General features: G+C 66.8%; 34 protein-coding genes. 32 read left to right on the top strand and 2 right to left on the bottom strand.

The window, feature by feature from the left end; all coding sequences use genetic code 11:
- Positions 1–77: 77 nt before the first annotated feature.
- Complete coding sequence (gene tuf, locus OG904_RS11275; RefSeq protein WP_266912806.1) at positions 78–1,271, top strand: elongation factor Tu; 1,194 nt, start codon at positions 78–80, stop codon at positions 1,269–1,271.
- 144 nt (positions 1,272–1,415) lie between these two features.
- On the opposite strand, the gene rfbC is transcribed toward tuf, so the two are convergent.
- Both rfbC and rfbA read right to left on the bottom strand, forming a co-directional pair.
- Complete coding sequence (rfbC, locus tag OG904_RS11270; protein ID WP_405489874.1) at positions 1,416–2,015, bottom strand: dTDP-4-dehydrorhamnose 3,5-epimerase; 600 nt, start codon at positions 2,013–2,015, stop codon at positions 1,416–1,418.
- Positions 2,012–2,887, bottom strand: coding sequence for a glucose-1-phosphate thymidylyltransferase RfbA (rfbA, locus tag OG904_RS11265; protein ID WP_405489872.1), 876 nt, complete (start codon positions 2,885–2,887; stop codon positions 2,012–2,014). The genes rfbC and rfbA overlap by 4 nt, the downstream gene beginning before the upstream one ends.
- A 49-nt stretch (positions 2,888–2,936) precedes the next feature.
- Between rfbA and rfbB the strand changes: the two genes are divergently transcribed.
- The 31 genes from rfbB (at position 2,937) to rpsK (ending at position 21,007) form a co-directional block, all read left to right on the top strand.
- A complete protein-coding gene (gene rfbB, locus OG904_RS11260; protein WP_405489870.1) occupies positions 2,937–3,914 on the top strand; it encodes a dTDP-glucose 4,6-dehydratase in 978 nt (325 codons plus the stop codon).
- A gap of 11 nt (positions 3,915–3,925) precedes the next feature.
- Positions 3,926–4,861 (top strand): dTDP-4-dehydrorhamnose reductase, encoded by a 936-nt coding sequence (gene rfbD / locus OG904_RS11255; RefSeq protein WP_405489868.1) that lies wholly within the window; start codon positions 3,926–3,928, stop codon positions 4,859–4,861.
- A gap of 83 nt (positions 4,862–4,944) precedes the next feature.
- The gene (locus tag OG904_RS11250; protein ID WP_405489866.1) at positions 4,945–6,135 is read left to right on the top strand and encodes a hypothetical protein; all 1,191 of its coding nucleotides are present in this window, start codon (positions 4,945–4,947) and stop codon (positions 6,133–6,135) included.
- Between the two features lie 458 nt (positions 6,136–6,593).
- Positions 6,594–6,902 carry a 30S ribosomal protein S10 gene (rpsJ, locus tag OG904_RS11245; RefSeq protein ID WP_003948644.1) on the top strand — a complete coding sequence of 103 codons (309 nt, stop codon included), beginning with the start codon at positions 6,594–6,596 and terminating at the stop codon, positions 6,900–6,902.
- Between the two features lie 14 nt (positions 6,903–6,916).
- Positions 6,917–7,561 carry a 50S ribosomal protein L3 gene (rplC, locus tag OG904_RS11240; protein ID WP_112447750.1) on the top strand — a complete coding sequence of 215 codons (645 nt, stop codon included), beginning with the start codon at positions 6,917–6,919 and terminating at the stop codon, positions 7,559–7,561.
- A 4-nt stretch (positions 7,562–7,565) separates the two neighbouring features.
- Positions 7,566–8,216, top strand: a complete 651-nt coding sequence (gene rplD / locus OG904_RS11235; RefSeq protein ID WP_030008466.1) for a 50S ribosomal protein L4 — start codon at positions 7,566–7,568, stop codon at positions 8,214–8,216.
- Complete coding sequence (gene rplW / locus OG904_RS11230) at positions 8,216–8,539, top strand: 50S ribosomal protein L23 (RefSeq protein ID WP_030154694.1); 324 nt, start codon at positions 8,216–8,218, stop codon at positions 8,537–8,539. The genes rplD and rplW overlap by 1 nt, the downstream gene beginning before the upstream one ends.
- A 39-nt stretch (positions 8,540–8,578) precedes the next feature.
- Positions 8,579–9,415, top strand: a complete 837-nt coding sequence (gene rplB / locus OG904_RS11225; RefSeq protein ID WP_254387362.1) for a 50S ribosomal protein L2 — start codon at positions 8,579–8,581, stop codon at positions 9,413–9,415.
- A 12-nt stretch (positions 9,416–9,427) separates the two neighbouring features.
- Positions 9,428–9,709: a 30S ribosomal protein S19 gene (rpsS, locus tag OG904_RS11220; protein ID WP_023539342.1), complete on the top strand. Its 282-nt coding sequence runs from the start codon at positions 9,428–9,430 to the stop codon at positions 9,707–9,709.
- A 43-nt stretch (positions 9,710–9,752) separates the two neighbouring features.
- Positions 9,753–10,100, top strand: a complete 348-nt coding sequence (gene rplV, locus OG904_RS11215; protein WP_037792011.1) for a 50S ribosomal protein L22 — start codon at positions 9,753–9,755, stop codon at positions 10,098–10,100.
- Positions 10,100–10,942, top strand: a complete 843-nt coding sequence (gene rpsC, locus OG904_RS11210) for a 30S ribosomal protein S3 (protein WP_254387361.1) — start codon at positions 10,100–10,102, stop codon at positions 10,940–10,942. Before rplV ends, rpsC begins: the two co-directional genes overlap by 1 nt.
- Positions 10,943–10,947: 5 nt before the next feature.
- Complete coding sequence (rplP, locus tag OG904_RS11205) at positions 10,948–11,367, top strand: 50S ribosomal protein L16 (protein WP_030026326.1); 420 nt, start codon at positions 10,948–10,950, stop codon at positions 11,365–11,367.
- Positions 11,367–11,591 carry a 50S ribosomal protein L29 gene (rpmC, locus tag OG904_RS11200; RefSeq protein WP_008739703.1) on the top strand — a complete coding sequence of 75 codons (225 nt, stop codon included), beginning with the start codon at positions 11,367–11,369 and terminating at the stop codon, positions 11,589–11,591. Before rplP ends, rpmC begins: the two co-directional genes overlap by 1 nt.
- Positions 11,591–11,872 carry a 30S ribosomal protein S17 gene (gene rpsQ, locus OG904_RS11195; protein ID WP_243333368.1) on the top strand — a complete coding sequence of 94 codons (282 nt, stop codon included), beginning with the start codon at positions 11,591–11,593 and terminating at the stop codon, positions 11,870–11,872. Before rpmC ends, rpsQ begins: the two co-directional genes overlap by 1 nt.
- 124 nt (positions 11,873–11,996) lie before the next feature.
- Entirely contained in the window at positions 11,997–12,365 is a 369-nt protein-coding gene (rplN, locus tag OG904_RS11190) for a 50S ribosomal protein L14 (RefSeq protein ID WP_003956455.1), read from the top strand.
- A gap of 2 nt (positions 12,366–12,367) precedes the next feature.
- The gene (rplX, locus tag OG904_RS11185; RefSeq protein WP_215023444.1) at positions 12,368–12,691 is read left to right on the top strand and encodes a 50S ribosomal protein L24; all 324 of its coding nucleotides are present in this window, start codon (positions 12,368–12,370) and stop codon (positions 12,689–12,691) included.
- Positions 12,691–13,242: a 50S ribosomal protein L5 gene (rplE, locus tag OG904_RS11180; protein WP_030388859.1), complete on the top strand. Its 552-nt coding sequence runs from the start codon at positions 12,691–12,693 to the stop codon at positions 13,240–13,242. The genes rplX and rplE overlap by 1 nt, the downstream gene beginning before the upstream one ends.
- Positions 13,243–13,247: 5 nt before the next feature.
- The gene (locus OG904_RS11175; protein WP_003956452.1) at positions 13,248–13,433 is read left to right on the top strand and encodes a type Z 30S ribosomal protein S14; all 186 of its coding nucleotides are present in this window, start codon (positions 13,248–13,250) and stop codon (positions 13,431–13,433) included.
- 223 nt (positions 13,434–13,656) lie between these two features.
- The gene (gene rpsH / locus OG904_RS11170) at positions 13,657–14,055 is read left to right on the top strand and encodes a 30S ribosomal protein S8 (RefSeq protein WP_008739698.1); all 399 of its coding nucleotides are present in this window, start codon (positions 13,657–13,659) and stop codon (positions 14,053–14,055) included.
- A gap of 20 nt (positions 14,056–14,075) precedes the next feature.
- Entirely contained in the window at positions 14,076–14,615 is a 540-nt protein-coding gene (gene rplF / locus OG904_RS11165) for a 50S ribosomal protein L6 (RefSeq protein ID WP_405489860.1), read from the top strand.
- Between the two features lie 2 nt (positions 14,616–14,617).
- Positions 14,618–15,001, top strand: coding sequence for a 50S ribosomal protein L18 (gene rplR, locus OG904_RS11160; RefSeq protein ID WP_008739696.1), 384 nt, complete (start codon positions 14,618–14,620; stop codon positions 14,999–15,001).
- 46 nt (positions 15,002–15,047) lie between these two features.
- Positions 15,048–15,650 (top strand): 30S ribosomal protein S5, encoded by a 603-nt coding sequence (rpsE, locus tag OG904_RS11155; protein WP_008739695.1) that lies wholly within the window; start codon positions 15,048–15,050, stop codon positions 15,648–15,650.
- Positions 15,650–15,832, top strand: a complete 183-nt coding sequence (gene rpmD / locus OG904_RS11150; RefSeq protein ID WP_112447741.1) for a 50S ribosomal protein L30 — start codon at positions 15,650–15,652, stop codon at positions 15,830–15,832. The genes rpsE and rpmD overlap by 1 nt, the downstream gene beginning before the upstream one ends.
- Before the next feature lies 1 nt (position 15,833).
- Positions 15,834–16,289: a 50S ribosomal protein L15 gene (gene rplO / locus OG904_RS11145; RefSeq protein WP_243333371.1), complete on the top strand. Its 456-nt coding sequence runs from the start codon at positions 15,834–15,836 to the stop codon at positions 16,287–16,289.
- Positions 16,290–16,475: 186 nt separating this feature from the next.
- On the top strand, positions 16,476–17,789 hold the full coding sequence (gene secY / locus OG904_RS11140) for a preprotein translocase subunit SecY (protein WP_405489856.1): 1,314 nt from the start codon (positions 16,476–16,478) through the stop codon (positions 17,787–17,789).
- Entirely contained in the window at positions 17,789–18,436 is a 648-nt protein-coding gene (locus OG904_RS11135) for an adenylate kinase (RefSeq protein ID WP_405489854.1), read from the top strand. Before secY ends, OG904_RS11135 begins: the two co-directional genes overlap by 1 nt.
- A 90-nt stretch (positions 18,437–18,526) precedes the next feature.
- On the top strand, positions 18,527–19,378 hold the full coding sequence (gene map, locus OG904_RS11130; protein WP_266912804.1) for a type I methionyl aminopeptidase: 852 nt from the start codon (positions 18,527–18,529) through the stop codon (positions 19,376–19,378).
- Positions 19,379–19,557: 179 nt separating this feature from the next.
- Positions 19,558–19,779, top strand: a complete 222-nt coding sequence (gene infA, locus OG904_RS11125) for a translation initiation factor IF-1 (RefSeq protein ID WP_003956442.1) — start codon at positions 19,558–19,560, stop codon at positions 19,777–19,779.
- A 74-nt stretch (positions 19,780–19,853) separates the two neighbouring features.
- Positions 19,854–19,967 (top strand): 50S ribosomal protein L36, encoded by a 114-nt coding sequence (rpmJ, locus tag OG904_RS11120; protein ID WP_003956441.1) that lies wholly within the window; start codon positions 19,854–19,856, stop codon positions 19,965–19,967.
- A gap of 200 nt (positions 19,968–20,167) precedes the next feature.
- Positions 20,168–20,548 carry a 30S ribosomal protein S13 gene (rpsM, locus tag OG904_RS11115; protein ID WP_053682609.1) on the top strand — a complete coding sequence of 127 codons (381 nt, stop codon included), beginning with the start codon at positions 20,168–20,170 and terminating at the stop codon, positions 20,546–20,548.
- Between the two features lie 54 nt (positions 20,549–20,602).
- Positions 20,603–21,007 carry a 30S ribosomal protein S11 gene (rpsK, locus tag OG904_RS11110; RefSeq protein WP_006376016.1) on the top strand — a complete coding sequence of 135 codons (405 nt, stop codon included), beginning with the start codon at positions 20,603–20,605 and terminating at the stop codon, positions 21,005–21,007.
- Positions 21,008–21,018 lie beyond the last annotated feature (11 nt).

Below are 21,018 nucleotides of genomic sequence, written 5' to 3'. Positions count from 1 at the left end.
CGGGGTACCGGCTTTCCAGCAAAGATCACCTGGCGCCGATGAGTAAGGCGTACAGAACCACTCTCCAGGAGGACCCCGTGGCGAAGGCGAAGTTCGAGCGGACTAAGCCGCACGTCAACATCGGCACCATCGGTCACATTGACCACGGTAAGACGACCCTCACGGCCGCCATTACCAAGGTGCTGCACGACGCGTACCCGGACCTGAACGAGGCCTCGGCCTTCGACCAGATCGACAAGGCTCCCGAAGAGCGCCAGCGCGGTATCACCATCTCCATCGCGCACGTCGAGTACCAGACCGAGGCGCGTCACTACGCCCACGTCGACTGCCCGGGTCACGCGGACTACATCAAGAACATGATCACCGGTGCCGCGCAGATGGACGGCGCGATCCTCGTGGTCGCCGCCACCGACGGCCCGATGCCGCAGACCAAGGAGCACGTGCTCCTGGCCCGCCAGGTCGGCGTTCCGTACATCGTCGTCGCCCTGAACAAGGCCGACATGGTGGACGACGAGGAGATCCTGGAGCTCGTCGAGCTCGAGGTTCGCGAGCTCCTCTCCGACTACGAGTTCCCGGGCGACGACCTTCCGGTCGTCCGCGTCTCCGCGCTGAAGGCGCTCGAGGGCGACAAGGAGTGGGGCGAGAAGCTTCTCGGCCTCATGGCTGCCGTCGACGAGGCGATCCCGACCCCGCCGCGTGACACCGAGCTGCCGTTCCTCATGCCCGTCGAGGACGTCTTCACGATCACCGGTCGCGGTACCGTCGTCACCGGCCGTATCGAGCGTGGTGTCCTGAAGGTCAACGAGACCGTCGACATCATCGGTATCAAGGAGACCAAGACCACCACCACGGTCACCGGTATCGAGATGTTCCGCAAGCTCCTCGACGAGGGCCAGGCGGGCGAGAACGTCGGTCTGCTCCTCCGTGGCATCAAGCGCGAGGACGTCGAGCGCGGCCAGGTCATCATCAAGCCCGGTTCGGTCACCCCGCACACCGAGTTCGAGGCCCAGGCCTACATCCTGTCGAAGGACGAGGGTGGCCGTCACACCCCCTTCTTCAACAACTACCGTCCGCAGTTCTACTTCCGTACCACGGACGTCACGGGTGTCGTCACCCTGCCGGCCGGCACGGAGATGGTCATGCCGGGCGACAACACCGAGATGACGGTCGCGCTGATCCAGCCGGTCGCCATGGAGGAGGGCCTCAAGTTCGCCATCCGTGAGGGTGGTCGTACCGTGGGCGCCGGCCAGGTCACCAAGATCACGAAGTAATTCGTGTTCTGACCTGGTGGTCCGTGCGAACGGACACCATGTTTGACAGAGGGGCCCCTTCCCCGCCGGTCACCCGGTGGGGGAGGGGCCCCTCGTCGTACGTACGTACATGCATGCATCGGTGCGCACGCGCGCACGCGGCGGTCACCCCACCCGCAGGGACTCCCTGAACTCCACGCAGGCGGCGTAGTCGGGCACCAGGCCGGAGGCGACCGCGTCGGCCAGCGAGGGGGCGGCCGCGTCGCGGGCGGACAGCTGCGGGACGTCCGCCGGCCAGTCGATGGCCAGGCCGGGGTCGAGCGGGTGGACCGCGTGCTCGGCCGCCGGGTTGTACGTCTGCGAGCAGAGGTAGGAGAGCGTGGCGTCGTCGCTCAGCGCGCAGAATCCGTGGCCGAGGCCCTCGGAGAGGTAGACCGCGCGCCGGTCCACGTCGTCCAGGCGGACGCCTTCCCAGCGGCCGAAGGTCGGCGAGCCCACCCGCAGGTCCACGACGACGTCCAGGACGGCACCGCGCACGCAGCTGACGTACTTCGCCTGGCCGCGCGGTACGTCGGCGAAGTGGATCCCGCGCACCACGCCGCGCTGGGAGACCGAGAGGTTGGCCTGCGCCAGGTTCAGCGGGTGCCCGACCACCTCGGCGAGGCGGTCGAAGCGGTACCACTCCATGAACAGGCCGCGCGGGTCACCGTGCTGCTGCGGGGTGATCTCGTAGCTGCCCTCGATGGACAGTGCGCGGAACTTCACCGGGCGGCCTCCTCTTCGAGCAGCTCCAGCAGGTAGTCCCCGTACCCGCTCTTGGTGAGCGGCACGGCCAGCTCGCGCAGCTGCGCGGAGTCGATCAGGCCCGCCCGCCAGGCGGCCTCCTCCACGCAGCCGACCTTGAAGCCCTGCCGTTCCTCGATCACGCGCACGAACTCCGAGGCCTGCACCATCGAGACGAAGGTGCCGGTGTCCAGCCAGGCGGTACCGCGGTCCAGGACGGTCACGTGGAGCTCCCCGGCGCGCAGGTACGCGTCGTTGACGGCGGTTATCTCCAGTTCGCCGCGGGCGCTGGGGACCAGGCCGCGGGCTATCCCGACGACCTGGTTGTCGTAGAAGTAGAGGCCCGGTACGGCATAGCGGGACTTGGGGCTGACCGGCTTCTCCTCGATGGAGACGACCTGGCCCCTGGCGTCGAACTCGACCACGCCGTACGCCGTGGGGTCCGCCACCGGATAGGCGAAGACCCGGCCGCCCTTGGTCTCGGTGTGCTCGGCCAGCCGGGTGCCGAGGCCACTGCCGTGGAAGATGTTGTCGCCGAGGATCAGGGCGACGGAGCCGTCGCCGATGAAGTCGGCTCCGAGGACGAGGGCCTGGGCGATGCCCTCGGGGCGCTCCTGGACGGCGTACTCCAGTCGCATCCCGAACTGCGAGCCGTCGCCGAGCAGCCGCTCGAACTGGTCGCGGTCGCCCGGGGTGGTGATGACGAGGACCTCGCTGATCCCGGCCATGACCAGCGTCGAGAGCGGGTAGTAGATCATCGGTTTGTCGAAGACGGGCAGCAACTGCTTGGACACTGCCCGCGTGAGCGGCCAGAGTCGGGACCCGGTACCGCCGGCTAAGAGGATTCCTCGCATGGGGAGAACTTATGCGAGAGGCGTTCGACAGGCGGCTACTCTTCGGATTATGCGCATCCTCGTGACCGGCGGTGCCGGTTTCATAGGTTCGGAATTCGTCAGGCAGCAGTTGGGCGCGGACCCCACCGCGCGGATCACGGTCTTCGACAAGCTGACCTACTCCGGCGTCGAGGCCAACCTGGCGGCGGTGGCGGACCACAGCGGATACGCCTTCGTCAGGGGCGACATCTGCGACGCCGGGGCCGTCGAGCGGGTGATGCCCGGGCACGACGTCGTCGTGCACTTCGCCGCGGAGTCCCACGTGGACCGCTCGATCACCGGCGCCGGCCCCTTCGTGATGACGAACGTCGTGGGCACCCAGATCCTCCTGGACGCCGCCCGCAAGCACGGCGTCGGACGCTTCGTCCACATCTCCACCGACGAGGTCTACGGCTCGATCGGCGAGGGCTCCTGGACCGAGGAGTGGCCGCTGGCCCCCAACTCCCCGTACTCCGCCTCGAAGGCCTCCTCCGATCTGCTCGCGCTGGCCTACGCCCGCACGCACGGCATGGACGTGGTGGTCACGCGCTGCTCCAACAACTACGGGCACCACCAGTTCCCGGAGAAGGTCATCCCGCTGTTCGTCACCAACCTGATGGACGGCCGGAAGGTCCCGCTGTACGGGGACGGCGGCAACGTGCGCGACTGGCTGCACGTTTCCGACCACTGCCGCGGCATCGACCTGGTGATGCGCAAGGGGCGCGCCGGCGAGGTCTACAACATCGGCGGCGGCGTCGAGCTCACCAACAAGGAGCTCACCGGAGTCCTGCTGGAGGCCGCCGGCCTCGGCTGGGACATGGTCGAGCGGGTGGCGGACCGCAAGGGCCACGACCTGCGCTACTCCATAGACATCGGCAAGATCGGCTCGGAGCTCGGCTACGCCCCGCGGGTGACCTTCGCGGAGGGCATCGCGGCGACCGTCGACTGGTACCGGGGGAACCGCGCCTGGTGGGAGCCGCTGAAGGCCGCGGCGGAGCCGCGGCCGTGACCCCGGGCCCGGTGACCCACCCCGTGACCCCGGACCCCGCCGGCGGGCGCTGGCTCGTCACCGGCGCCTCCGGGATGCTCGGCCGGGACGTCCTGGCCGCCCTGGAGGAGGCCGGGATCGAGGCCGCGGGCCCCGGCCGGAGCGCTCTGGACATCACCGACCCGGCCGCCGTCCGGTCCGCCGTCGAAGGCGCGGCCGTGGTCGTGAACTGCGCCGCCTGGACCGACGTCGACGGCGCCGAGAGCGCCGAGGAGGCGGCCACCGCCGTCAACGGCACCGGCGTACGGGTCCTCGCGGCGGCCTGCGCCGCGGCCGGCGCCCGCCTGCTGCACGTCTCCACCGACTACGTACTGCCGGGCGACGCCTCGCTGCCCTACCCCGAGGACGCCCCGACGGGCCCCGTCAACGCGTACGGCCGCTCCAAGCTGGCCGGTGAGCGGGCCGTGGCCGAGCTGCTGCCCCGGGACGGCTACGTGGTCCGGACCGCCTGGCTCTACGGAGCGCACGGCCCGAACTTCGTCGCCACCGTGCTCGGGCTGGCCGCCCGGCGCGACACCCTCGACGTGGTCGACGACCAGCACGGCCAGCCCACCTGGTCCCGCGCACTGGCCCGCCGCCTGGTCGAGCTCGGCCTGGCCGCGCTGGCGGGCCGGGCCCCCGGCGGGATCTACCACGGCACCGCGAGCGGCCGGACCACCTGGTTCGGGCTGGCCCGGGAGGCCTACCGGCTGAGCGGCCTGGACCCCGAGCGGATCCGGCCGACCGACTCCTCGGCCTTCGCGCGCCCCGCCGTCCGTCCGGCGTTCAGCGTCCTCGGGCACGACCGCTGGGCAGAGGCGGGCCTGACCCCGCTCGCCGACTGGCGCGGGCAGCTGGCCGGAGCCCTGGCGCTCCCGGACTTCGCGGCTCCGGAGGGCGCCGTGGGCCCCGCCCGCCCCGAAAGCTAAGGTCTGTTCCGACGGCGGGGCCCCCGGACATGTCCGGGGGCCCCGCCGCTCTGTGCGGCCGTACACCAGGGGTGGGGAAGAACATGGCGACGAACAACGACGATCACGGCGGACCGGCCGTCTCCGACGAGGAGTGGGCCCGGTTCCTGGAGCAGGCGGGGGAGGGTCCCGGTGAGGCTCCCAAGGAGCCGTCCGCCCGGGCCCGGATGGTGACCGAACGGCTGCGCCGCGAGGACGAACAGCGCGCCCGGGCGGCGAAGAAGGGCCGCGGCCGGGGGGCCGGGGCCGGACGCGGCGCGGAGCCGGCCGGCTGGCGCACGGGACCCGCCTGGCAGGAGATGCAGGGCCGGGGGAAGACCAGGCGGCGGTTGAAGGCCACGCTGGCCGTCGCCTTCGTGGCGGCCCTCGCGCTGCTCGCCATCCGGCCCGAGCTGGTCATCGACCGGGTGACGGGCAGGGCCGAGCAGGACGCGAAGGCCAAGGAGCCGCTCGCTCCCGAGACCGCCCGCCCCACGGCCGCACCCTCGGCCCAGTACCCGGACCGCCCGACCCTCAAGGAGCCCTTCAAGGGCTCCCCGGCCGTGCAGTGGGCCGACGGGGCGGCCGGGATCGAGCTCCCGGAGGCGACCGGGCTGAACGGCCTCTCCAAGGAGCAGGTCGGCACCGGACTGACCCTGGCCAAGCAGTTCCTCGTGGCGGCCAACCTGGACCCGGCGACCATCCGCGGTGAGCGCCCCCAGGCGGCACTGGACCTGATCGACCCGGCTCAGGGCGAGCTGCTGGACGTGCTGGAGCGGGCGCTGGCCAAGCCGGACAAGGGCAGCGACCCGCTGCGGATGTTCACCCGGGCCGGCGCCGAGACCAGGCTGGCCGGAGACGTGGTGAAGGTGCGCGGCCGGCTGGAGGTCCGGCCCGGTGACGCGCACGGCCAGGTGGACCTCCTCGCGGACTACACCTTCGTCTACCCGCTCGTCCAGACGAAGCCGGGAGCGGAGGAGGTCAGCCGGTCGATCATCCGGCGGCAGATGAAGTTCACGGTCGCCAATCCGAAGGAGTGGCGGGTGAAGGCGGGCACGGTCCAGCTCGGCGACTACCTCTACGACGTCGGCAACAGCGCCTGCTCCGTCTACGACGGGAGCCTGCACCCGAGCTTCTCCGACCCGTCCGGGGTCTCCGGCCCGACTCCCTCCGGCACGCCCGTGGACCCGTACGACCGGAGCAGGAGCCTCAGCGAGGAGACCCGGGAGGGGTGCGGGACGCTGTCCCGGTCCTGACCGGGCCCCGCAGGTGACCCCGTCGCGTGGCGCTGGCTTGACCACGCAGCGTGGCGGGGTATTCTCTTCGGCCCGATTCGCCAGGGACGTGTCCCGTATGGCAGACTACTCAAGTTGCTCGGCCGTGTGCCGATGCTGCGCGCCTCCCGCCGGGAGGACCGGAAGCGAGTCCCACAGTACTCGTCGCCCTATCTGCCTCTCGGGGCAGCAATGGGGCGGACGTACGGGAATCTTCTGGGAAGCGTCAGCACGGTGCCTGCCAGGTACTCGGTGGGTGTTTTCCCCCGATCTGCGGTCTTGGGACCGTACCCCCTTGGACGAGGGAATTTCCGTATGGGAATTTTCTGTAGAGGGAGTGCGACACGCCCGACCGCGTGGGTCGGAGGAAGGCGGCGGAGAGATCCGCAGCCGGCCGAGAACCAGAGCGTTTCCACAACAGACAGGACTACGGAGTAGCCATGGCGGGACAGAAGATCCGCATCCGGCTCAAGGCCTACGACCACGAGGTCATCGATTCGTCGGCGAAGAAGATCGTCGAGACGGTGACGCGCACTGGTGCGTCGGTCGCGGGCCCGGTGCCGCTGCCCACTGAGAAGAACGTGTACTGCGTCATCAAGTCGCCGCACAAGTACAAGGACTCGCGCGAGCACTTCGAGATGCGCACGCACAAGCGCCTGATCGACATCCTCGACCCGACGCCCAAGACCGTTGACTCGCTGATGCGCCTGGACCTTCCGGCCGGCGTTGACATCGAGATCAAGCTCTGAGAGGCACGGAGAAGATGGCAAAGCAGATCAAGGGCGTCCTGGGCGAGAAGCTCGGCATGACCCAGGTCTGGGACGAGAACAACCGTGTCGTCCCGGTGACCGTCGTCAAGGCCGGGCCCTGCGTCGTTACCCAGGTCCGCAAGAACGAAATCGATGGCTACGAGTCGGTCCAGATCGCCTTCGGCGAGATTGACCCGCGCAAGGTGAACAAGCCCCTCAAGGGTCACTTCGCCAAGGCTGACGTAACCCCGCGCCGCCACCTGGTGGAGCTCCGTACCTCCGACGCCAGCGAGTACACGCTCGGCCAGGAGATCACGGCCGCTGTGTTCGAGTCCGGCGTCAAGGTTGACGTCACGGGCAACAGCAAGGGCAAGGGCTTCGCCGGTGTCATGAAGCGTCACAACTTCAAGGGCCTCGGCGCCGGTCACGGCGTGCAGCGCAAGCACCGCTCCCCCGGTTCGATCGGTGGCTGCGCCACCCCTGGGCGTGTCTTCAAGGGCATGCGCATGGCCGGTCGTATGGGTAACGAGCGTGTCACCACCCAGAACCTGACCATCCACGCGGTTGACGCGGAGAAGGGTCTGCTGCTCATCAAGGGCGCGGTCCCCGGTCCGAACGGCGGCCTCGTCCTGGTCCGTACCGCGGCCAAGGGGGCTTGAGGTAATGAGCACCATTGACATCCTTTCGCCGGCAGGCGACAAGGCCGGTACCGTCGAGCTCCCCGCGGAGATCTTCGACGCGAAGACCAGCGTTCCGCTGATCCACCAGGTCGTTGTCGCTCAGCTGGCTGCTGCCCGTCAGGGCACGCACAAGACCAAGCGTCGTGGCGAAGTCCGTGGTGGTGGCCGCAAGCCGTACCGCCAGAAGGGCACCGGCCGCGCGCGCCAGGGTTCCACCCGCGCTCCGCAGTTCGTCGGCGGTGGCGTCGTCCACGGCCCGCAGCCGCGTGACTACTCGCAGCGGACCCCGAAGAAGATGAAGGCCGCCGCCCTCCGCGGTGCGCTCTCGGACCGTGCGCGTCACTCCCGCATCCACGTCGTCACCGGCGTGGTCGAGGGTGCCGCCTCCACGAAGGCCGCCAAGACGCTGTTCGGCAAGATCTCGGAGCGCAAGAACCTGCTCCTGGTCGTCGAGCGCGCCGACGAGGCCGCGTGGCTGTCCGCCCGCAACCTGCCCCAGGTTCACATCCTGGAGCCGGGCCAGCTGAACACGTACGACGTGATCGTCTCTGACGACGTGGTCTTCACTCAGGCCGCTTTCGAGTCCTTCGTGTCTGGCCCCAAGGCCGATGAGACCGAAGGGAGCGACGCCTGATGTCTGAGGCGACCGTTACCAGCAAGACCTTCACTGACCCGCGCGACCTGCTGATCAAGCCGGTTGTCTCGGAGAAGAGCTACGCGCTGCTGGACGAGAACAAGTACACGTTCATCGTCGCGCCCGGCTCCAACAAGACTCAGATCAAGCAGGCCGTCGAGGCGGTCTTCGGGGTCAAGGTCACCGGGGTCAACACGATCAACCGTCAGGGTAAGCGCAAGCGCACCAAGACCGGTTTTGGCAAGCGCGCTGACACCAAGCGCGCCATCGTGACCCTCGCTGAGGGCGACCGAATCGACATCTTCGGCGGCCAGGCCTCCTAACGGGGGTCTAGTCGTCCGGAATCGGACGAGGACTGAGAAATGGGTATCCGCAAGTACAAGCCGACGACCCCGGGCCGTCGTGGCTCCAGCGTCGCCGACTTTGTCGAGATCACGCGGTCCACGCCGGAGAAGTCGCTGGTCCGCCCCCTGCACAGCAAGGGCGGCCGTAACAACACCGGTCGGATCACGGTTCGACACCAGGGTGGCGGCCACAAGCGCGCCTACCGTGTGATCGACTTCCGTCGTCACGACAAGGACGGCGTGCCGGCCAAGGTCGCGCACATCGAGTACGACCCCAACCGCACGGCGCGCATCGCGCTCCTGCACTACGCCGACGGTGAGAAGCGCTACATCATTGCGCCGAAGAACCTGAAGCAGGGTGACCGGATTGAGAACGGCCCCACGGCCGACATCAAGCCCGGCAACAACCTGGCGCTCCGCAACATCCCGGTCGGTACCACGATCCACGCGATCGAGCTCCGTCCCGGTGGTGGCGCGAAGTTCGCCCGCTCCGCTGGTGCCTCTGTGCAGCTGCTGGCGAAGGAGGGCGTCATGGCCCACCTCCGCATGCCGTCCGGTGAGATCCGTCTCGTCGACGCGCGCTGCCGCGCCACCGTCGGTGAGGTCGGCAACGCCGAGCAGTCGAACATCAACTGGGGCAAGGCCGGCCGCATGCGCTGGAAGGGCGTTCGCCCCTCCGTCCGCGGTGTCGCGATGAACCCGGTCGACCACCCGCACGGTGGTGGTGAGGGTAAGACCTCCGGTGGTCGTCACCCGGTCTCCCCGTGGGGTCAGAAGGAGGGTCGTACTCGCTCGCCGAAGAAGGCTTCGAGCAAGTACATCGTCCGCCGCCGCAAGACGAACAAGAAGCGCTAGGAGCGGGTTTAGATGCCGCGCAGTCTCAAGAAGGGACCCTTCGTCGACGGACACCTCATCAAGAAGGTGGACGTACAGAACGAAGCCGGTACCAAGAACGTCATCAAGACCTGGTCCCGTCGCTCGATGATCATCCCGGCCATGCTGGGTCACACCATCGCGGTGCACAACGGCAAGATCCACGTCCCGGTGTTCGTCACCGAGTCGATGGTCGGCCACAAGCTCGGCGAGTTCTCGCCGACTCGCACCTTCCGCGGCCACGTCAAGGACGACCGGAAGTCGAAGCGCCGCTAAAGGCGGGGTGGTTACGACTATGACTTACACCGAAGGGACAACCATGGAAGCCAGGGCCCAGGCGCGGTACATCCGCGTCACGCCCATGAAGGCCCGCCGAGTGGTGGACCTTATCCGTGGCATGGATGCCACGGAGGCTCAGGCGGTCCTGCGTTTCGCCCCGCAGGCCGCGAGCGTGCCGGTTGGCAAGGTGCTGGACAGCGCCATTGCCAATGCCGCACACAACTACAACCACCCGGACGCCTCCACGCTGGTCATCAGCGAGGCGTTCGTGGACGAGGGCCCGACCCTGAAGCGGTTCCGTCCGCGTGCGCAGGGCCGTGCCTACCGGATCCGCAAGCGGACCAGCCACATCACCGTGGTCGTCAGCAGCAAGGAAGGTTCCCGGTAATGGGCCAGAAGGTAAACCCGCACGGGTTCCGGCTCGGCATCACCACCGACTTCAAGTCGCGTTGGTACGCCGACAAGCTGTACAAGGACTACGTCAAGGAAGACGTCGCCATCCGCAGGATGATGACGTCCGGCATGGAGCGCGCCGGCATCTCGAAGGTTGAGATCGAGCGCACCCGTGACCGCGTGCGTGTGGACATCCACACCGCTCGTCCGGGCATCGTCATCGGCCGCCGTGGCGCCGAGGCCGACCGCATCCGCGGTGACCTCGAGAAGCTCACGGGCAAGCAGGTCCAGCTGAACATCCTCGAGGTCAAGAACCCCGAGGTCGACGCTCAGCTGGTCGCGCAGGCCGTTGCCGAGCAGCTCTCCTCCCGCGTCTCCTTCCGTCGCGCCATGCGTAAGAGCATGCAGGGCACGATGAAGGCCGGCGCCAAGGGCATCAAGATCCAGTGCGGCGGTCGCCTCGGCGGCGCCGAGATGTCCCGCTCCGAGTTCTACCGCGAAGGCCGTGTGCCGCTGCACACCCTCCGCGCGAACGTGGACTACGGCTTCTTCGAGGCCAAGACCACCTTCGGCCGTATCGGTGTGAAGGTCTGGATCTACAAGGGCGACGTCAAGAACATCGCCGAGGTTCGCGCCGAGAACGCTGCGGCCCGTGCGGGTAACCGCCCGGCCCGTGGTGCCGCCGGCGCTGGCGACCGTCCCGCCGGCCGTGGTGGCCGTGGTGGCGAGCGCGGCGGCCGTGGTGGCCGCAAGCCGCAGCAGGCTGCTGGTGTCGAGGCCCCCAAGGCCGACGCTCCCGCCGCCGCTCCGGCCGAGAGCACCGGAACGGAGGCCTGACCGACATGCTGATCCCTCGTAGGGTCAAGCACCGCAAGCAGCACCACCCGAAGCGCCGCGGTATGGCCAAGGGCGGTACTGAGGTCTCGTTCGGCGAGTACGGCATCCAGGCGCTTACCCCCGCCTACGTGACGAACCGCCAGATCGAGGCGGCTCGTATCGCGATGACCCGCCACATCAAGCGTGGCGGCAAGGTCTGGATCAACATTTACCCGGACCGTCCCCTGACGAAGAAGCCTGCCGAGACCCGCATGGGTTCCGGTAAGGGTTCTCCCGAGTGGTGGATCGCGAACGTGCACCCGGGCCGGGTCATGTTCGAGCTGTCCTACCCGAACGAGAAGATTGCTCGTGAGGCGCTCACCCGCGCTGCTCACAAGCTTCCGATGAAGTGCCGGATTGTTCGGCGCGAGGCAGGTGAGTCGTGATGGCGACGGGAACCAAGGCGTCCGAGCTGCGTGAGCTCGGTAACGAGGAGCTCGTTGGCAAGCTGCGCGAGGCCAAGGAAGAGCTGTTCAAGCTGCGCTTCCAGGCGGCCACGGGTCAGCTGGAGAACAACGGCCGGCTCAAGTCCGTCCGTAAGGACATCGCTCGCATCTACACCCTGATGCACGAGCGTGAGCTCGGTATCGAGACGGTGGAGAGCGCCTGATGAGCGAGAAGAACGTGACTGAGACGACTGACCGCGGCTTCCGCAAGACCCGTGAGGGTCTTGTCGTCAGCGACAAGATGGACAAGACCGTCGTCGTCGCTGTCGAGGACCGCGTGAAGCACGCTCTGTACGGCAAGGTCATCCGCCGTACGAACAAGCTCAAGGCGCACGACGAGCAGAACGCTGCCGGCGTCGGCGACCGCGTCCTCATCATGGAGACGCGTCCGCTGTCGGCGAGCAAGCGCTGGCGCATCGTCGAGATCCTCGAGAAGGCCAAGTAATTATCTGAGGCCCTGGGCATTGCGCCCAGGGGCCCCTCAGGTTCGTTCCGCCAGGCTCGGTGGGGGCGGTAGCTCTTCGGAGTGATGCCCCCGCCGGGAACCGGCAGACAAACAGGAGATAGACGTGATCCAGCAGGAGTCGCGACTGCGTGTCGCCGACAACACTGGTGCCAAGGAGATCCTTTGCATCCGTGTTCTCGGTGGTTCCGGTCGCCGCTACGCGGGCATCGGTGACGTCATCGTTGCCACCGTCAAGGATGCGATCCCCGGTGGCAACGTGAAGAAGGGTGACGTCGTCAAGGCGGTCATCGTTCGCACCGTGAAGGAGCGCCGTCGTCAGGACGGCTCGTACATCCGCTTCGACGAGAACGCCGCCGTCATTCTGAAGAACGACGGCGACCCTCGCGGCACCCGTATCTTCGGCCCGGTGGGCCGTGAGCTGCGCGAGAAGAAGTTCATGAAGATCATCTCGCTCGCGCCGGAGGTGCTGTAAGCATGAAGATCAAGAAGGGCGACCTGGTTCAGGTCATCACCGGTAAGGACAAGGGCAAGCAGGGCAAGGTCATTCTGGCCATCCCTACTGAGAACCGCGTCCTCGTCGAGGGTGTCAACCGGGTCAAGAAGCACACCAAGGCCGGCCAGACCGCTGGTGGCTCGCAGACCGGTGGCATCGTGATCACCGAGGCGCCGATCCACGTCAGCAACGTTCAGCTGGTTGTGGAGAAGGACGGCCAGAAGGTCGTTACCCGCGTCGGTTTCCGCTTCGATGACGAGGGCAACAAGATCCGCGTTGCCAAGCGGACGGGTGAGGACATCTGATGGCTACCACTCCGCGTCTCAAGACGAAGTACCGCGAGGACATCGCGGGCAAGCTGCGTGAAGAGTTCTCCTACGAGAACGTCATGCAGATCCCCGGCCTCGTGAAGATCGTGGTCAACATGGGTGTGGGCGACGCCGCCCGCGACTCCAAGCTGATCGACGGCGCCATCAAGGACCTGACGACGATCACCGGTCAGAAGCCGGCCGTCACGAAGGCCCGCAAGTCCATCGCGCAGTTCAAGCTGCGCGAGGGTCAGCCGATCGGCTGCCACGTCACCCTCCGTGGTGACCGCATGTGGGAGTTCCTGGACCGTACGCTGTCGCTCGCGCTGCCGCGTATCCGTGACTTCCGTGGTCTGTCGCCGAAGCAGTTCGACGGCCGTGGCAACTACACCTTCGGTCTCACGGAGCAGGTCATGTTCCACGAGATCGACCAGGACAAGATCGACCGTACCCGGGGTATGGACATCACCGTGGTCACCACGGCGACCAACGACGACGAGGGCCGCGCCCTCCTTCGTCACCTCGGCTTCCCCTTCAAGGAGGCGTAAGCGAGATGGCGAAGAAGGCTCTCATCGCGAAGGCTGCCCGTAAGCCCAAGTTCGGTGTGCGTGCGTACACCCGCTGCCAGCGCTGCGGTCGCCCCCACTCCGTGTACCGCAAGTTCGGCCTGTGCCGCGTCTGCCTTCGTGAGATGGCTCACCGTGGCGAGCTGCCGGGCGTGACCAAGAGCTCCTGGTAATTCCCTCTCGTCCGCAAGGACTTGGGAACTTCCAGGCACTCTCGGTAAGCATCTGGTCGGCGGATGCCCGGCCGCGCATGCCTTAGGCTTGTGTGGTTGGGCGTCCGTCGCCCATAACGACTTACTACGCCGTAGGTCCCCGCACCGCACCCGTCCCGCCACTGAGTGGGGAGAGGGATGGCGCATACAGGAAACCCCGGCGAGAGAGGCCGAAGGCCACTTCATGACCATGACTGACCCGATCGCAGACATGCTCACGCGTCTGCGTAACGCTAACTCGGCGTACCACGACTCCGTCGTGATGCCGCACAGCAAGATCAAGTCGCACATCGCAGAGATCCTCAAGCAGGAGGGTTTCATCACCGGCTGGAAGGTCGAGGACGCCGAGGTCGGCAAGAACCTCGTCCTCGAGCTGAAGTTCGGCCCGAACCGCGAGCGCTCCATTGCGGGCATCAAGCGGATCTCGAAGCCCGGTCTGCGTGTGTACGCAAAGTCCACCAACCTGCCGAAGGTGCTCGGCGGCCTGGGCGTGGCGATCATCTCCACGTCCCACGGTCTGCTCACCGGCCAGCAGGCAGGCAAGAAGGGCGTAGGTGGGGAAGTCCTCGCCTACGTCTGGTAGTCGGGAACGGAGGAAAAGCAATGTCGCGAATCGGCAAGCTCCCCATCCAGGTTCCCGCCGGTGTGGACGTCACCATCGACGGCCAGGCTGTGGCTGTGAAGGGCCCCAAGGGTTCCCTCGCACTCACCGTCAAGGCGCCGATCGAGATCGTCAAGGGTGAGGACGGCGTTCTGAACGTCACCCGCCCCAACGACGAGCGTCAGAACAAGGCCCTGCACGGCCTGTCCCGCACGCTGGTGGCGAACATGATCACCGGCGTGACCGCGGGTTACGTCAAGGCTCTTGAGATCAGCGGTGTCGGTTACCGCGTCGCCGCGAAGGGCTCCAGCCTGGAGTTCCAGCTTGGTTACAGCCACCCGATCCTGATCGAGGCGCCCGAGGGCATCTCCTTCAAGGTCGAGTCGCCCACCAAGTTCTCGGTCGAGGGCATCGACAAGCAGAAGGTCGGCGAGGTCGCCGCCAACATCCGCAAGCTGCGGAAGCCCGACCCGTACAAGGCCAAGGGTGTCAAGTACGCCGGCGAAGTCATCCGCCGCAAGGTCGGAAAGGCTGGTAAGTAGCCATGGCATACGGTGTAAAGATCGCCAAGGGCGACGCGTACAAGCGTGCCGCCAAGGCCCGCCGTCACATCCGCATCCGCAAGAACGTCTCGGGTACGGCGGAGCGTCCGCGCCTCGTCGTGACGCGTTCCAACCGCAACATCGTTGCTCAGGTCATCGACGACCTCCAGGGTCACACCCTGGCGTCCGCGTCGACCCTGGACACCTCGATCCGCGGTGGCGAAGGCGACAAGAGCGCCCAGGCCCAGGCCGTCGGCGCGCTCGTCGCCGAGCGTGCCAAGGCCGCGGGTGTCGAGACCGTCGTGTTCGACCGCGGTGGCAACCGATACGCCGGGCGCATTGCCGCTCTGGCTGACGCCGCCCGCGAAGCCGGGCTGAAGTTCTAAGCCCCGTTTTCCGGGACTCACGGACGTAACAGAGAGAGGTAATCCAATGGCTGGACCCCAGCGCCGCGGAAGCGGTGCCGGTGGCGGCGAGCGGCGGGACCGGAAGGGTCGCGACGGTGGCCCTGCCGCCGAGAAGACCGCTTACGTTGAGCGCGTTGTCGCGATCAACCGCGTCGCCAAGGTTGTCAAGGGTGGTCGCCGCTTCAGCTTCACCGCGCTGGTCGTGGTGGGCGACGGTGACGGCACTGTAGGTGTCGGTTACGGCAAGGCCAAGGAAGTTCCCGCGGCCATCGCCAAGGGTGTCGAGGAAGCCAAGAAGTCCTTCTTCAAGGTTCCGCGCATCCAGGGCACCATTCCTCACCCGATCACGGGCGAGCGCGCCGCGGGCGTCGTGCTGCTGAAGCCGGCCGCCCCTGGTACCGGTGTTATCGCCGGTGGCCCGGTGCGCGCCGTTCTGGAGTGCGCCGGCGTTCACGACATCCTGTCGAAGTCGCTCGGCTCTTCCAACGCGATCAACATCGTGCACGCGACCGTGGCGGCCCTCAAGGGCCTGCAGCGTCCCGAGGAGATCGCGGCTCGCCGTGGTCTGCCCCTCGAGGACGTCGCTCCCGCGGCTCTGCTCCGTGCACGTGCTGGGGCGGGTGCGTAATGGCTCGCCTCAAGGTCACGCAGATCAAGTCGTACATCGGCAGCAAGCAGAACCACCGCGACACGCTGCGTTCGCTCGGGCTCAAGCGCCTGAACGACGTCGTCGTCAAGGAGGACCGCCCCGAGTTCCGCGGAATGGTTCACACCGTCCGCCACCTCGTGACGGTTGAGGAGGTTGACTAACATGGCTGAAAGCAGCCCGCTGAAGGCCCACAACCTCCGTCCCGCCCCCGGCGCCAAGACCGCGAAGACCCGTGTCGGTCGCGGTGAGGCGTCGAAGGGTAAGACGGCTGGTCGTGGTACGAAGGGCCAGAAGGCCCGCTACCAGATCCCGCAGCGCTTCGAGGGTGGGCAGATGCCCCTCCACATGCGTCTGCCGAAGCTCAAGGGCTTCAAGAACCCGTTCCGCACCGAGTTCCAGGTCGTGAACCTGGACAAGCTCGGCGCTCTCTACCCCGAGGGTGGAGAAGTCACGGTGGCCGACCTGGTCGCCAAGGGCGCGGTTCGCAAGAACAGCCTCGTCAAGGTCCTGGGCCAGGGCGAGATCTCCGTGGCGCTGCAGGTTTCGGTTGACGCCGTCTCCGGCTCCGCCAAGGAGAAGATTGCCGCCGCTGGTGGCTCTGTGACCGAGCTCGTCTAAGACGAACTCAGTGACAAATAGCTAGAAACCCGACCGGGGATGCCTCACATATGGGGCATCCCCGGTTGGTCGTTCCACGGAAGGTGCAGACGCCGGTAAGGTGGCCTGCACCTTTGCTTGTACACATTCGTCGATCCCTCAGACCGTCACCTCTGACGCAGTAGCGCGGGGGTCGCAGGAGGCACCGTGCTCACCGCGTTCGCCCGGGCGTTCAAGACGCCCGACCTGCGCAAGAAGCTGCTTTTCACGCTCGCCATCATCGCGTTGTACCGGCTTGGATCACACATCCCGGTACCCGGCGTGAGCTACAAGAACGTTCAGATCTGTGTTGACTCGATGGGCAGCAGCAACAGCCTCTTCGGTCTCGTCAACATGTTCAGCGGCGGTGCGCTGCTGCAGATCACGATCTTTGCGCTCGGCATCATGCCGTACATCACGGCGAGCATCATTCTGCAGCTGCTGACCGTGGTCATCCCGAAGCTGGAGAACCTCAAAAAAGAGGGTCAGGCCGGCACGTCGAAGATCACTCAGTACACGCGCTATCTGACGGTCGCGCTCGCGATCCTGCAGGGCACCGGCCTCGTCGCCACCGCCCGCAGCGGCGCCCTCTTCACGGGGTGCATGGTCAAGGACCAGATTGTTCCGGACCGGTCGATCTTCACCACCGTGGTCATGGTGCTCACCATGACCGCAGGTACCTGCCTCGTGATGTGGCTCGGAGAGCTCATCACCGACCGCGGTATCGGCAACGGTATGTCGATCCTGATGTTCATCTCGATCGCCGCCGGCTTCGTCGGCGCCCTCTGGCAGATCAAGCTCCAGGGCAAGATCGCGGACGGCTGGGTCGAGTTCGGCGTGGTCATCCTGGTCGGCCTCGCGATGGTGGCCCTGGTGGTCTTCGTCGAGCAGGCGCAGCGACGGATCCCCGTCCAGTACGCGAAGCGCATGATCGGTCGTCGTGCCTACGGCGGCACCTCGACGTACATCCCGCTCAAGGTGAACCAGGCCGGTGTCATCCCGGTCATCTTCGCCTCGTCGCTGCTGTACATCCCGGCGCTGATCGTCCAGTTCAGCGGTTCCACCGCCGGCTGGGCCACCTGGATCCAGAAGCACTTCGTCAAGGGCGACCACCCGTACTACATCGCCGCCTACTTCCTCCTGATCGTCTTCTTCGCGTTCTTCTACGTGGCGATCTCGTTCAACCCCGAGGAAGTTGCCGACAACATGAAGAAGTATGGTGGGTTCATCCCGGGCATCCGCGCCGGTCGGCCCACCGCCGAGTACCTGAGTTACGTACTCAACCGGATCACCTGGCCGGGGTCGCTGTACCTGGGTCTCATCGCTCTTGTGCCGACGATGGCGTTGGCGGGCTTCGGGGCGAACCAGAACTTCCCGTTCGGCGGGACGAGCATCCTGATCATCGTGGGTGTGGGTCTGGAAACCGTGAAGCAGATCGAGAGCCAGCTCCAGCAGCGTAATTACGAAGGGTTCCTCCGCTGATGCGAATCGTCCTCGTCGGACCGCCCGGTGCGGGCAAGGGAACGCAGGCCACTGTCCTCGCCAAGACCCTGTCCATCCCGCACATCTCCACGGGCGACCTGTTCCGGGCCAACATCAGCCAGGGCACCGAGCTCGGCCGGCGCGCGAAGGCGTTCATGGACGCGGGTGACCTCGTCCCGGACGAGATCACCATCGGCATGGCCAAGGACCGCATGGAGCAGGAGGACGCCGCGGGCGGTTTCCTGCTCGACGGGTTCCCGCGCAACGTCTCCCAGGCGGAGGCGCTCGACGTGATGCTGAAGGCCGAGGGCATGAACCTCGACGCCGTCCTCGACCTGGAGGTCGAGGAGGACGAGGTCGTCAAGCGTCTCGCCGGGCGGCGCACCTGCCGCAAGGACAGCTCGCACATCTTCCACGTGGCCTACCGCCCGCCGAAGGTCGAGGGCGTCTGCGACATCGACGGCGGCGAGCTGTACGTGCGCGAGGACCAGACCGAGGAAGCCGTGCGCAACCGGCTGGAGGTCTACCACACGCAGACCGAGCCGATCATCGACTACTACAAGGCCCAGGGCCTCGTGTCGACGATCCCGGCCCTGGGTGAGGTCGACGACGTCACGCAGCGCGCGATGGACGCTCTGAAGAAGTAGTACCCCTGTAGTGCAGCCCCGGCCGCGGTGTCCCATGGACGCCGCGGCCGTACTGTTGAAAGACCCGAATCCGAAGGTGGCAGGTACGTCATGGTCCAGATCAAGACCCCCGAGCAGATCGCGAAGATGCGTGAGGCGGGGCTGGTCGTCGCGGCGATCCACGCGGCGACCCGTGAGGCGGCCGTGCCGGGCGCGACGACCCGGGATCTGGACATGGTGGCCCGCAAGGTGATCGCGGACGCCGGTGCCAAGTCGAACTTCCTCGGCTACGGCGGTTTCCCCGCGACGATCTGCACCTCGGTCAACGAGGTGGTCGTCCACGGCATCCCCGACGACAAGACGGTCCTCAAGGACGGCGACATCATCTCGATCGACGCCGGCGCGATCGTGGACGGGTGGCACGGCGACGCCGCGTACACCGCCTTCGTGGGCTCTGGACACGCCCCTGAGCTCGTGGAGCTCTCCCGGGTGACCGAGGAGTCCATGTGGGCCGGTATCGCCGCCATGAAGCTCGGCAACCGCCTCGTGGACATCTCGAAGGCGATCGAGACGTACATCAAGCGGCAGCCGCGCCCGACGACGGGTGAGCACAGCCTGGGCAAGTTCGGGATCATCGAGGACTACGGCGGCCACGGCATCGGTTCCGAGATGCACATGGACCCGCACCTGCTGAACTACGTCTCCCGCAAGCGGGGCAAGGGGATCAAGCTGGTCCCGGGCCTGTGCCTGGCGATCGAGCCGATGGTCTCCCTGGGCACGGCCCAGACGGAGGTCCTGGCGGACGACTGGACGGTCATCACCACGGACGGCACCTGGTCCTCGCACTGGGAGCACTCCATCGCCCTGACCGAGGAGGGTCCGATCGTGCTGACCTCCCCGGACTGCGGCAAGGCGAAGCTGGCGGAGTACGGCGTCTCGACGGCGCCCGACCCGTTGGGCTGACGCACAGCCCGTTGGGCCGACCGGTATGGCCAGGATTGATGATCTATCCTGTAGGGCACACTTTCCGGATTCGTCTTTCGGTGGGCCCTGACGTAGACTGACTCGTCGGCTCCTTTGCACCCGCATGTCCTCATGCGAAGCAGGGAGCTGATCAAGGTAGCCGATTCGAAAGGCGAAGCGTGGCCAAGAAGCAAGGTGCCATCGAAATCGAGGGCACCGTGATCGAGTCCCTCCCGAACGCGATGTTCAAGGTGGAACTCCAGAACGGTCACAAGGTCCTCGCGCACATCAGCGGCAAGATGCGCATGCACTACATCCGCATCCTCCCTGATGACCGGGTTGTCGTGGAGCTGTCTCCGTACGACCTGACGCGTGGCCGGATCGTCTACCGATACAAGTAGATCTTGCTTTCACTCCTGCCCGGACATCCCGTCCCGGCGCGGGTGGTGGCACTGACCCGGAGAACCTCACCAACATGAAGGTCAAGCCGAGCGTCAAGAAGATCTGCGACAAGTGCAAGGTGATCCGCCGTCACGGTCGGGTCATGGTCATCTGCGACAACCTGCGCCACAAGCAGCGCCAGGGCTGACGCACGCCGACCGACCTGCACTACGCAGTTCTTCGCGCGACGTAAGAAAACGTACATACGCAGAACCCGCCCAGTCCTGACCAGGACCGGCGGCACCTCCGGCGGGGGCCGGGGACCCGGGCGTACCACCACCCAGCAGGTGTGGTCGGCGGTCGGGGTTCGGTTCTGCGGAAGACCCCCGAACACACAGGAGCCATTGAATGGCACGCGTTTCCGGTGTTGACATCCCGCGCGAAAAGCGTGTGGAGATCGCACTTACCTACGTCTTCGGTGTCGGTCGCACCCGGTCCAAGGAAATCCTTGCGGCCACCGGTGTGAACCCCGACACCCGCGTTCGTGACCTGGCCGAAGAGGACCTGGTCAAGATCCGCGAGTACGTGGACGCCAACCTCCGCACCGAGGGTGACCTCCGCCGCGAGATCCAGGCCGACATCCGCCGCAAGGTCGAGATCCAGTGCTACCAGGGCGTTCGCCACCGTCGTGGCCTGCCCGTGCACGGTCAGCGCACCAGCACGAACGCCCGTACCCGCAAGGGTCCGCGTCGCGCGATCGCCGGTAAGAAGAAGCCGGGCAAGAAGTAGTCCTGTTCAGCGGTCTTGCGCTGTAGGACCGACCACCTCCCGTAGGAGATTTAGATGCCCCCCAAGGGTCGTCAGGGCGCTGCCAAGAAGGTGCGCCGCAAGGAAAAGAAGAACGTCGCTCATGGGCACGCCCACATCAAGAGCACGTTCAACAACACCATCGTCTCGATCACGGACCCCGCGGGCAACGTGATCTCCTGGGCCTCCGCCGGCCACGTCGGCTTCAAGGGCTCGCGCAAGTCCACCCCCTTCGCCGCGCAGATGGCCGCTGAGTCGGCCGCCCGTCGCGCGCAGGAGCACGGCATGCGCAAGGTCGACGTCTTCGTCAAGGGTCCCGGCTCCGGCCGTGAGACCGCGATCCGCTCCCTCCAGGCCACCGGCCTCGAGGTCGGCTCGATCCAGGACGTCACCCCCACCCCGCACAACGGCTGCCGTCCGCCCAAGCGTCGCCGCGTCTGATTCGGCGGCGC

It is taken from the genome of Streptomyces sp. NBC_00096 (assembly GCF_045041305.1).
GTDB lineage: Bacteria > Actinomycetota > Actinomycetes > Streptomycetales > Streptomycetaceae > Streptomyces.
The sequence above is the reverse complement of the archived record's forward strand: the minus strand, read 5'-3'. Positions and strand labels throughout refer to the sequence as shown.

Excerpts from the sequence above, each read along its gene's own strand:
- rfbA (WP_405489872.1), bottom strand. The coding sequence starts at position 2,887 with ATGCGAGGAATCCTCTTAGCCGGCGGTACCGGGTCCCGACTCTGGCCG.
- rfbB (WP_405489870.1), top strand. The coding sequence starts at position 2,937 with ATGCGCATCCTCGTGACCGGCGGTGCCGGTTTCATAGGTTCGGAATTC.
- OG904_RS11250 (WP_405489866.1), top strand. The coding sequence starts at position 4,945 with ATGGCGACGAACAACGACGATCACGGCGGACCGGCCGTCTCCGACGAG.
- rpsJ (WP_003948644.1), top strand. The coding sequence starts at position 6,594 with ATGGCGGGACAGAAGATCCGCATCCGGCTCAAGGCCTACGACCACGAG.
- rplC (WP_112447750.1), top strand. The coding sequence starts at position 6,917 with ATGGCAAAGCAGATCAAGGGCGTCCTGGGCGAGAAGCTCGGCATGACC.
- rplD (WP_030008466.1), top strand. The coding sequence starts at position 7,566 with ATGAGCACCATTGACATCCTTTCGCCGGCAGGCGACAAGGCCGGTACC.
- rplW (WP_030154694.1), top strand. The coding sequence starts at position 8,216 with ATGTCTGAGGCGACCGTTACCAGCAAGACCTTCACTGACCCGCGCGAC.
- rplB (WP_254387362.1), top strand. The coding sequence starts at position 8,579 with ATGGGTATCCGCAAGTACAAGCCGACGACCCCGGGCCGTCGTGGCTCC.
- rpsS (WP_023539342.1), top strand. The coding sequence starts at position 9,428 with ATGCCGCGCAGTCTCAAGAAGGGACCCTTCGTCGACGGACACCTCATC.
- rplV (WP_037792011.1), top strand. The coding sequence starts at position 9,753 with ATGGAAGCCAGGGCCCAGGCGCGGTACATCCGCGTCACGCCCATGAAG.
- rpsC (WP_254387361.1), top strand. The coding sequence starts at position 10,100 with ATGGGCCAGAAGGTAAACCCGCACGGGTTCCGGCTCGGCATCACCACC.
- rplP (WP_030026326.1), top strand. The coding sequence starts at position 10,948 with ATGCTGATCCCTCGTAGGGTCAAGCACCGCAAGCAGCACCACCCGAAG.
- rpmC (WP_008739703.1), top strand. The coding sequence starts at position 11,367 with ATGGCGACGGGAACCAAGGCGTCCGAGCTGCGTGAGCTCGGTAACGAG.
- rpsQ (WP_243333368.1), top strand. The coding sequence starts at position 11,591 with ATGAGCGAGAAGAACGTGACTGAGACGACTGACCGCGGCTTCCGCAAG.
- rplX (WP_215023444.1), top strand. The coding sequence starts at position 12,368 with ATGAAGATCAAGAAGGGCGACCTGGTTCAGGTCATCACCGGTAAGGAC.
- rplE (WP_030388859.1), top strand. The coding sequence starts at position 12,691 with ATGGCTACCACTCCGCGTCTCAAGACGAAGTACCGCGAGGACATCGCG.
- OG904_RS11175 (WP_003956452.1), top strand. The coding sequence starts at position 13,248 with ATGGCGAAGAAGGCTCTCATCGCGAAGGCTGCCCGTAAGCCCAAGTTC.
- rpsH (WP_008739698.1), top strand. The coding sequence starts at position 13,657 with ATGACCATGACTGACCCGATCGCAGACATGCTCACGCGTCTGCGTAAC.
- rplF (WP_405489860.1), top strand. The coding sequence starts at position 14,076 with ATGTCGCGAATCGGCAAGCTCCCCATCCAGGTTCCCGCCGGTGTGGAC.
- rplR (WP_008739696.1), top strand. The coding sequence starts at position 14,618 with ATGGCATACGGTGTAAAGATCGCCAAGGGCGACGCGTACAAGCGTGCC.
- rpsE (WP_008739695.1), top strand. The coding sequence starts at position 15,048 with ATGGCTGGACCCCAGCGCCGCGGAAGCGGTGCCGGTGGCGGCGAGCGG.
- rpmD (WP_112447741.1), top strand. The coding sequence starts at position 15,650 with ATGGCTCGCCTCAAGGTCACGCAGATCAAGTCGTACATCGGCAGCAAG.
- rplO (WP_243333371.1), top strand. The coding sequence starts at position 15,834 with ATGGCTGAAAGCAGCCCGCTGAAGGCCCACAACCTCCGTCCCGCCCCC.
- OG904_RS11135 (WP_405489854.1), top strand. The coding sequence starts at position 17,789 with ATGCGAATCGTCCTCGTCGGACCGCCCGGTGCGGGCAAGGGAACGCAG.
- map (WP_266912804.1), top strand. The coding sequence starts at position 18,527 with ATGGTCCAGATCAAGACCCCCGAGCAGATCGCGAAGATGCGTGAGGCG.
- rpmJ (WP_003956441.1), top strand. The coding sequence starts at position 19,854 with ATGAAGGTCAAGCCGAGCGTCAAGAAGATCTGCGACAAGTGCAAGGTG.
- rpsM (WP_053682609.1), top strand. The coding sequence starts at position 20,168 with ATGGCACGCGTTTCCGGTGTTGACATCCCGCGCGAAAAGCGTGTGGAG.
- rpsK (WP_006376016.1), top strand. The coding sequence starts at position 20,603 with ATGCCCCCCAAGGGTCGTCAGGGCGCTGCCAAGAAGGTGCGCCGCAAG.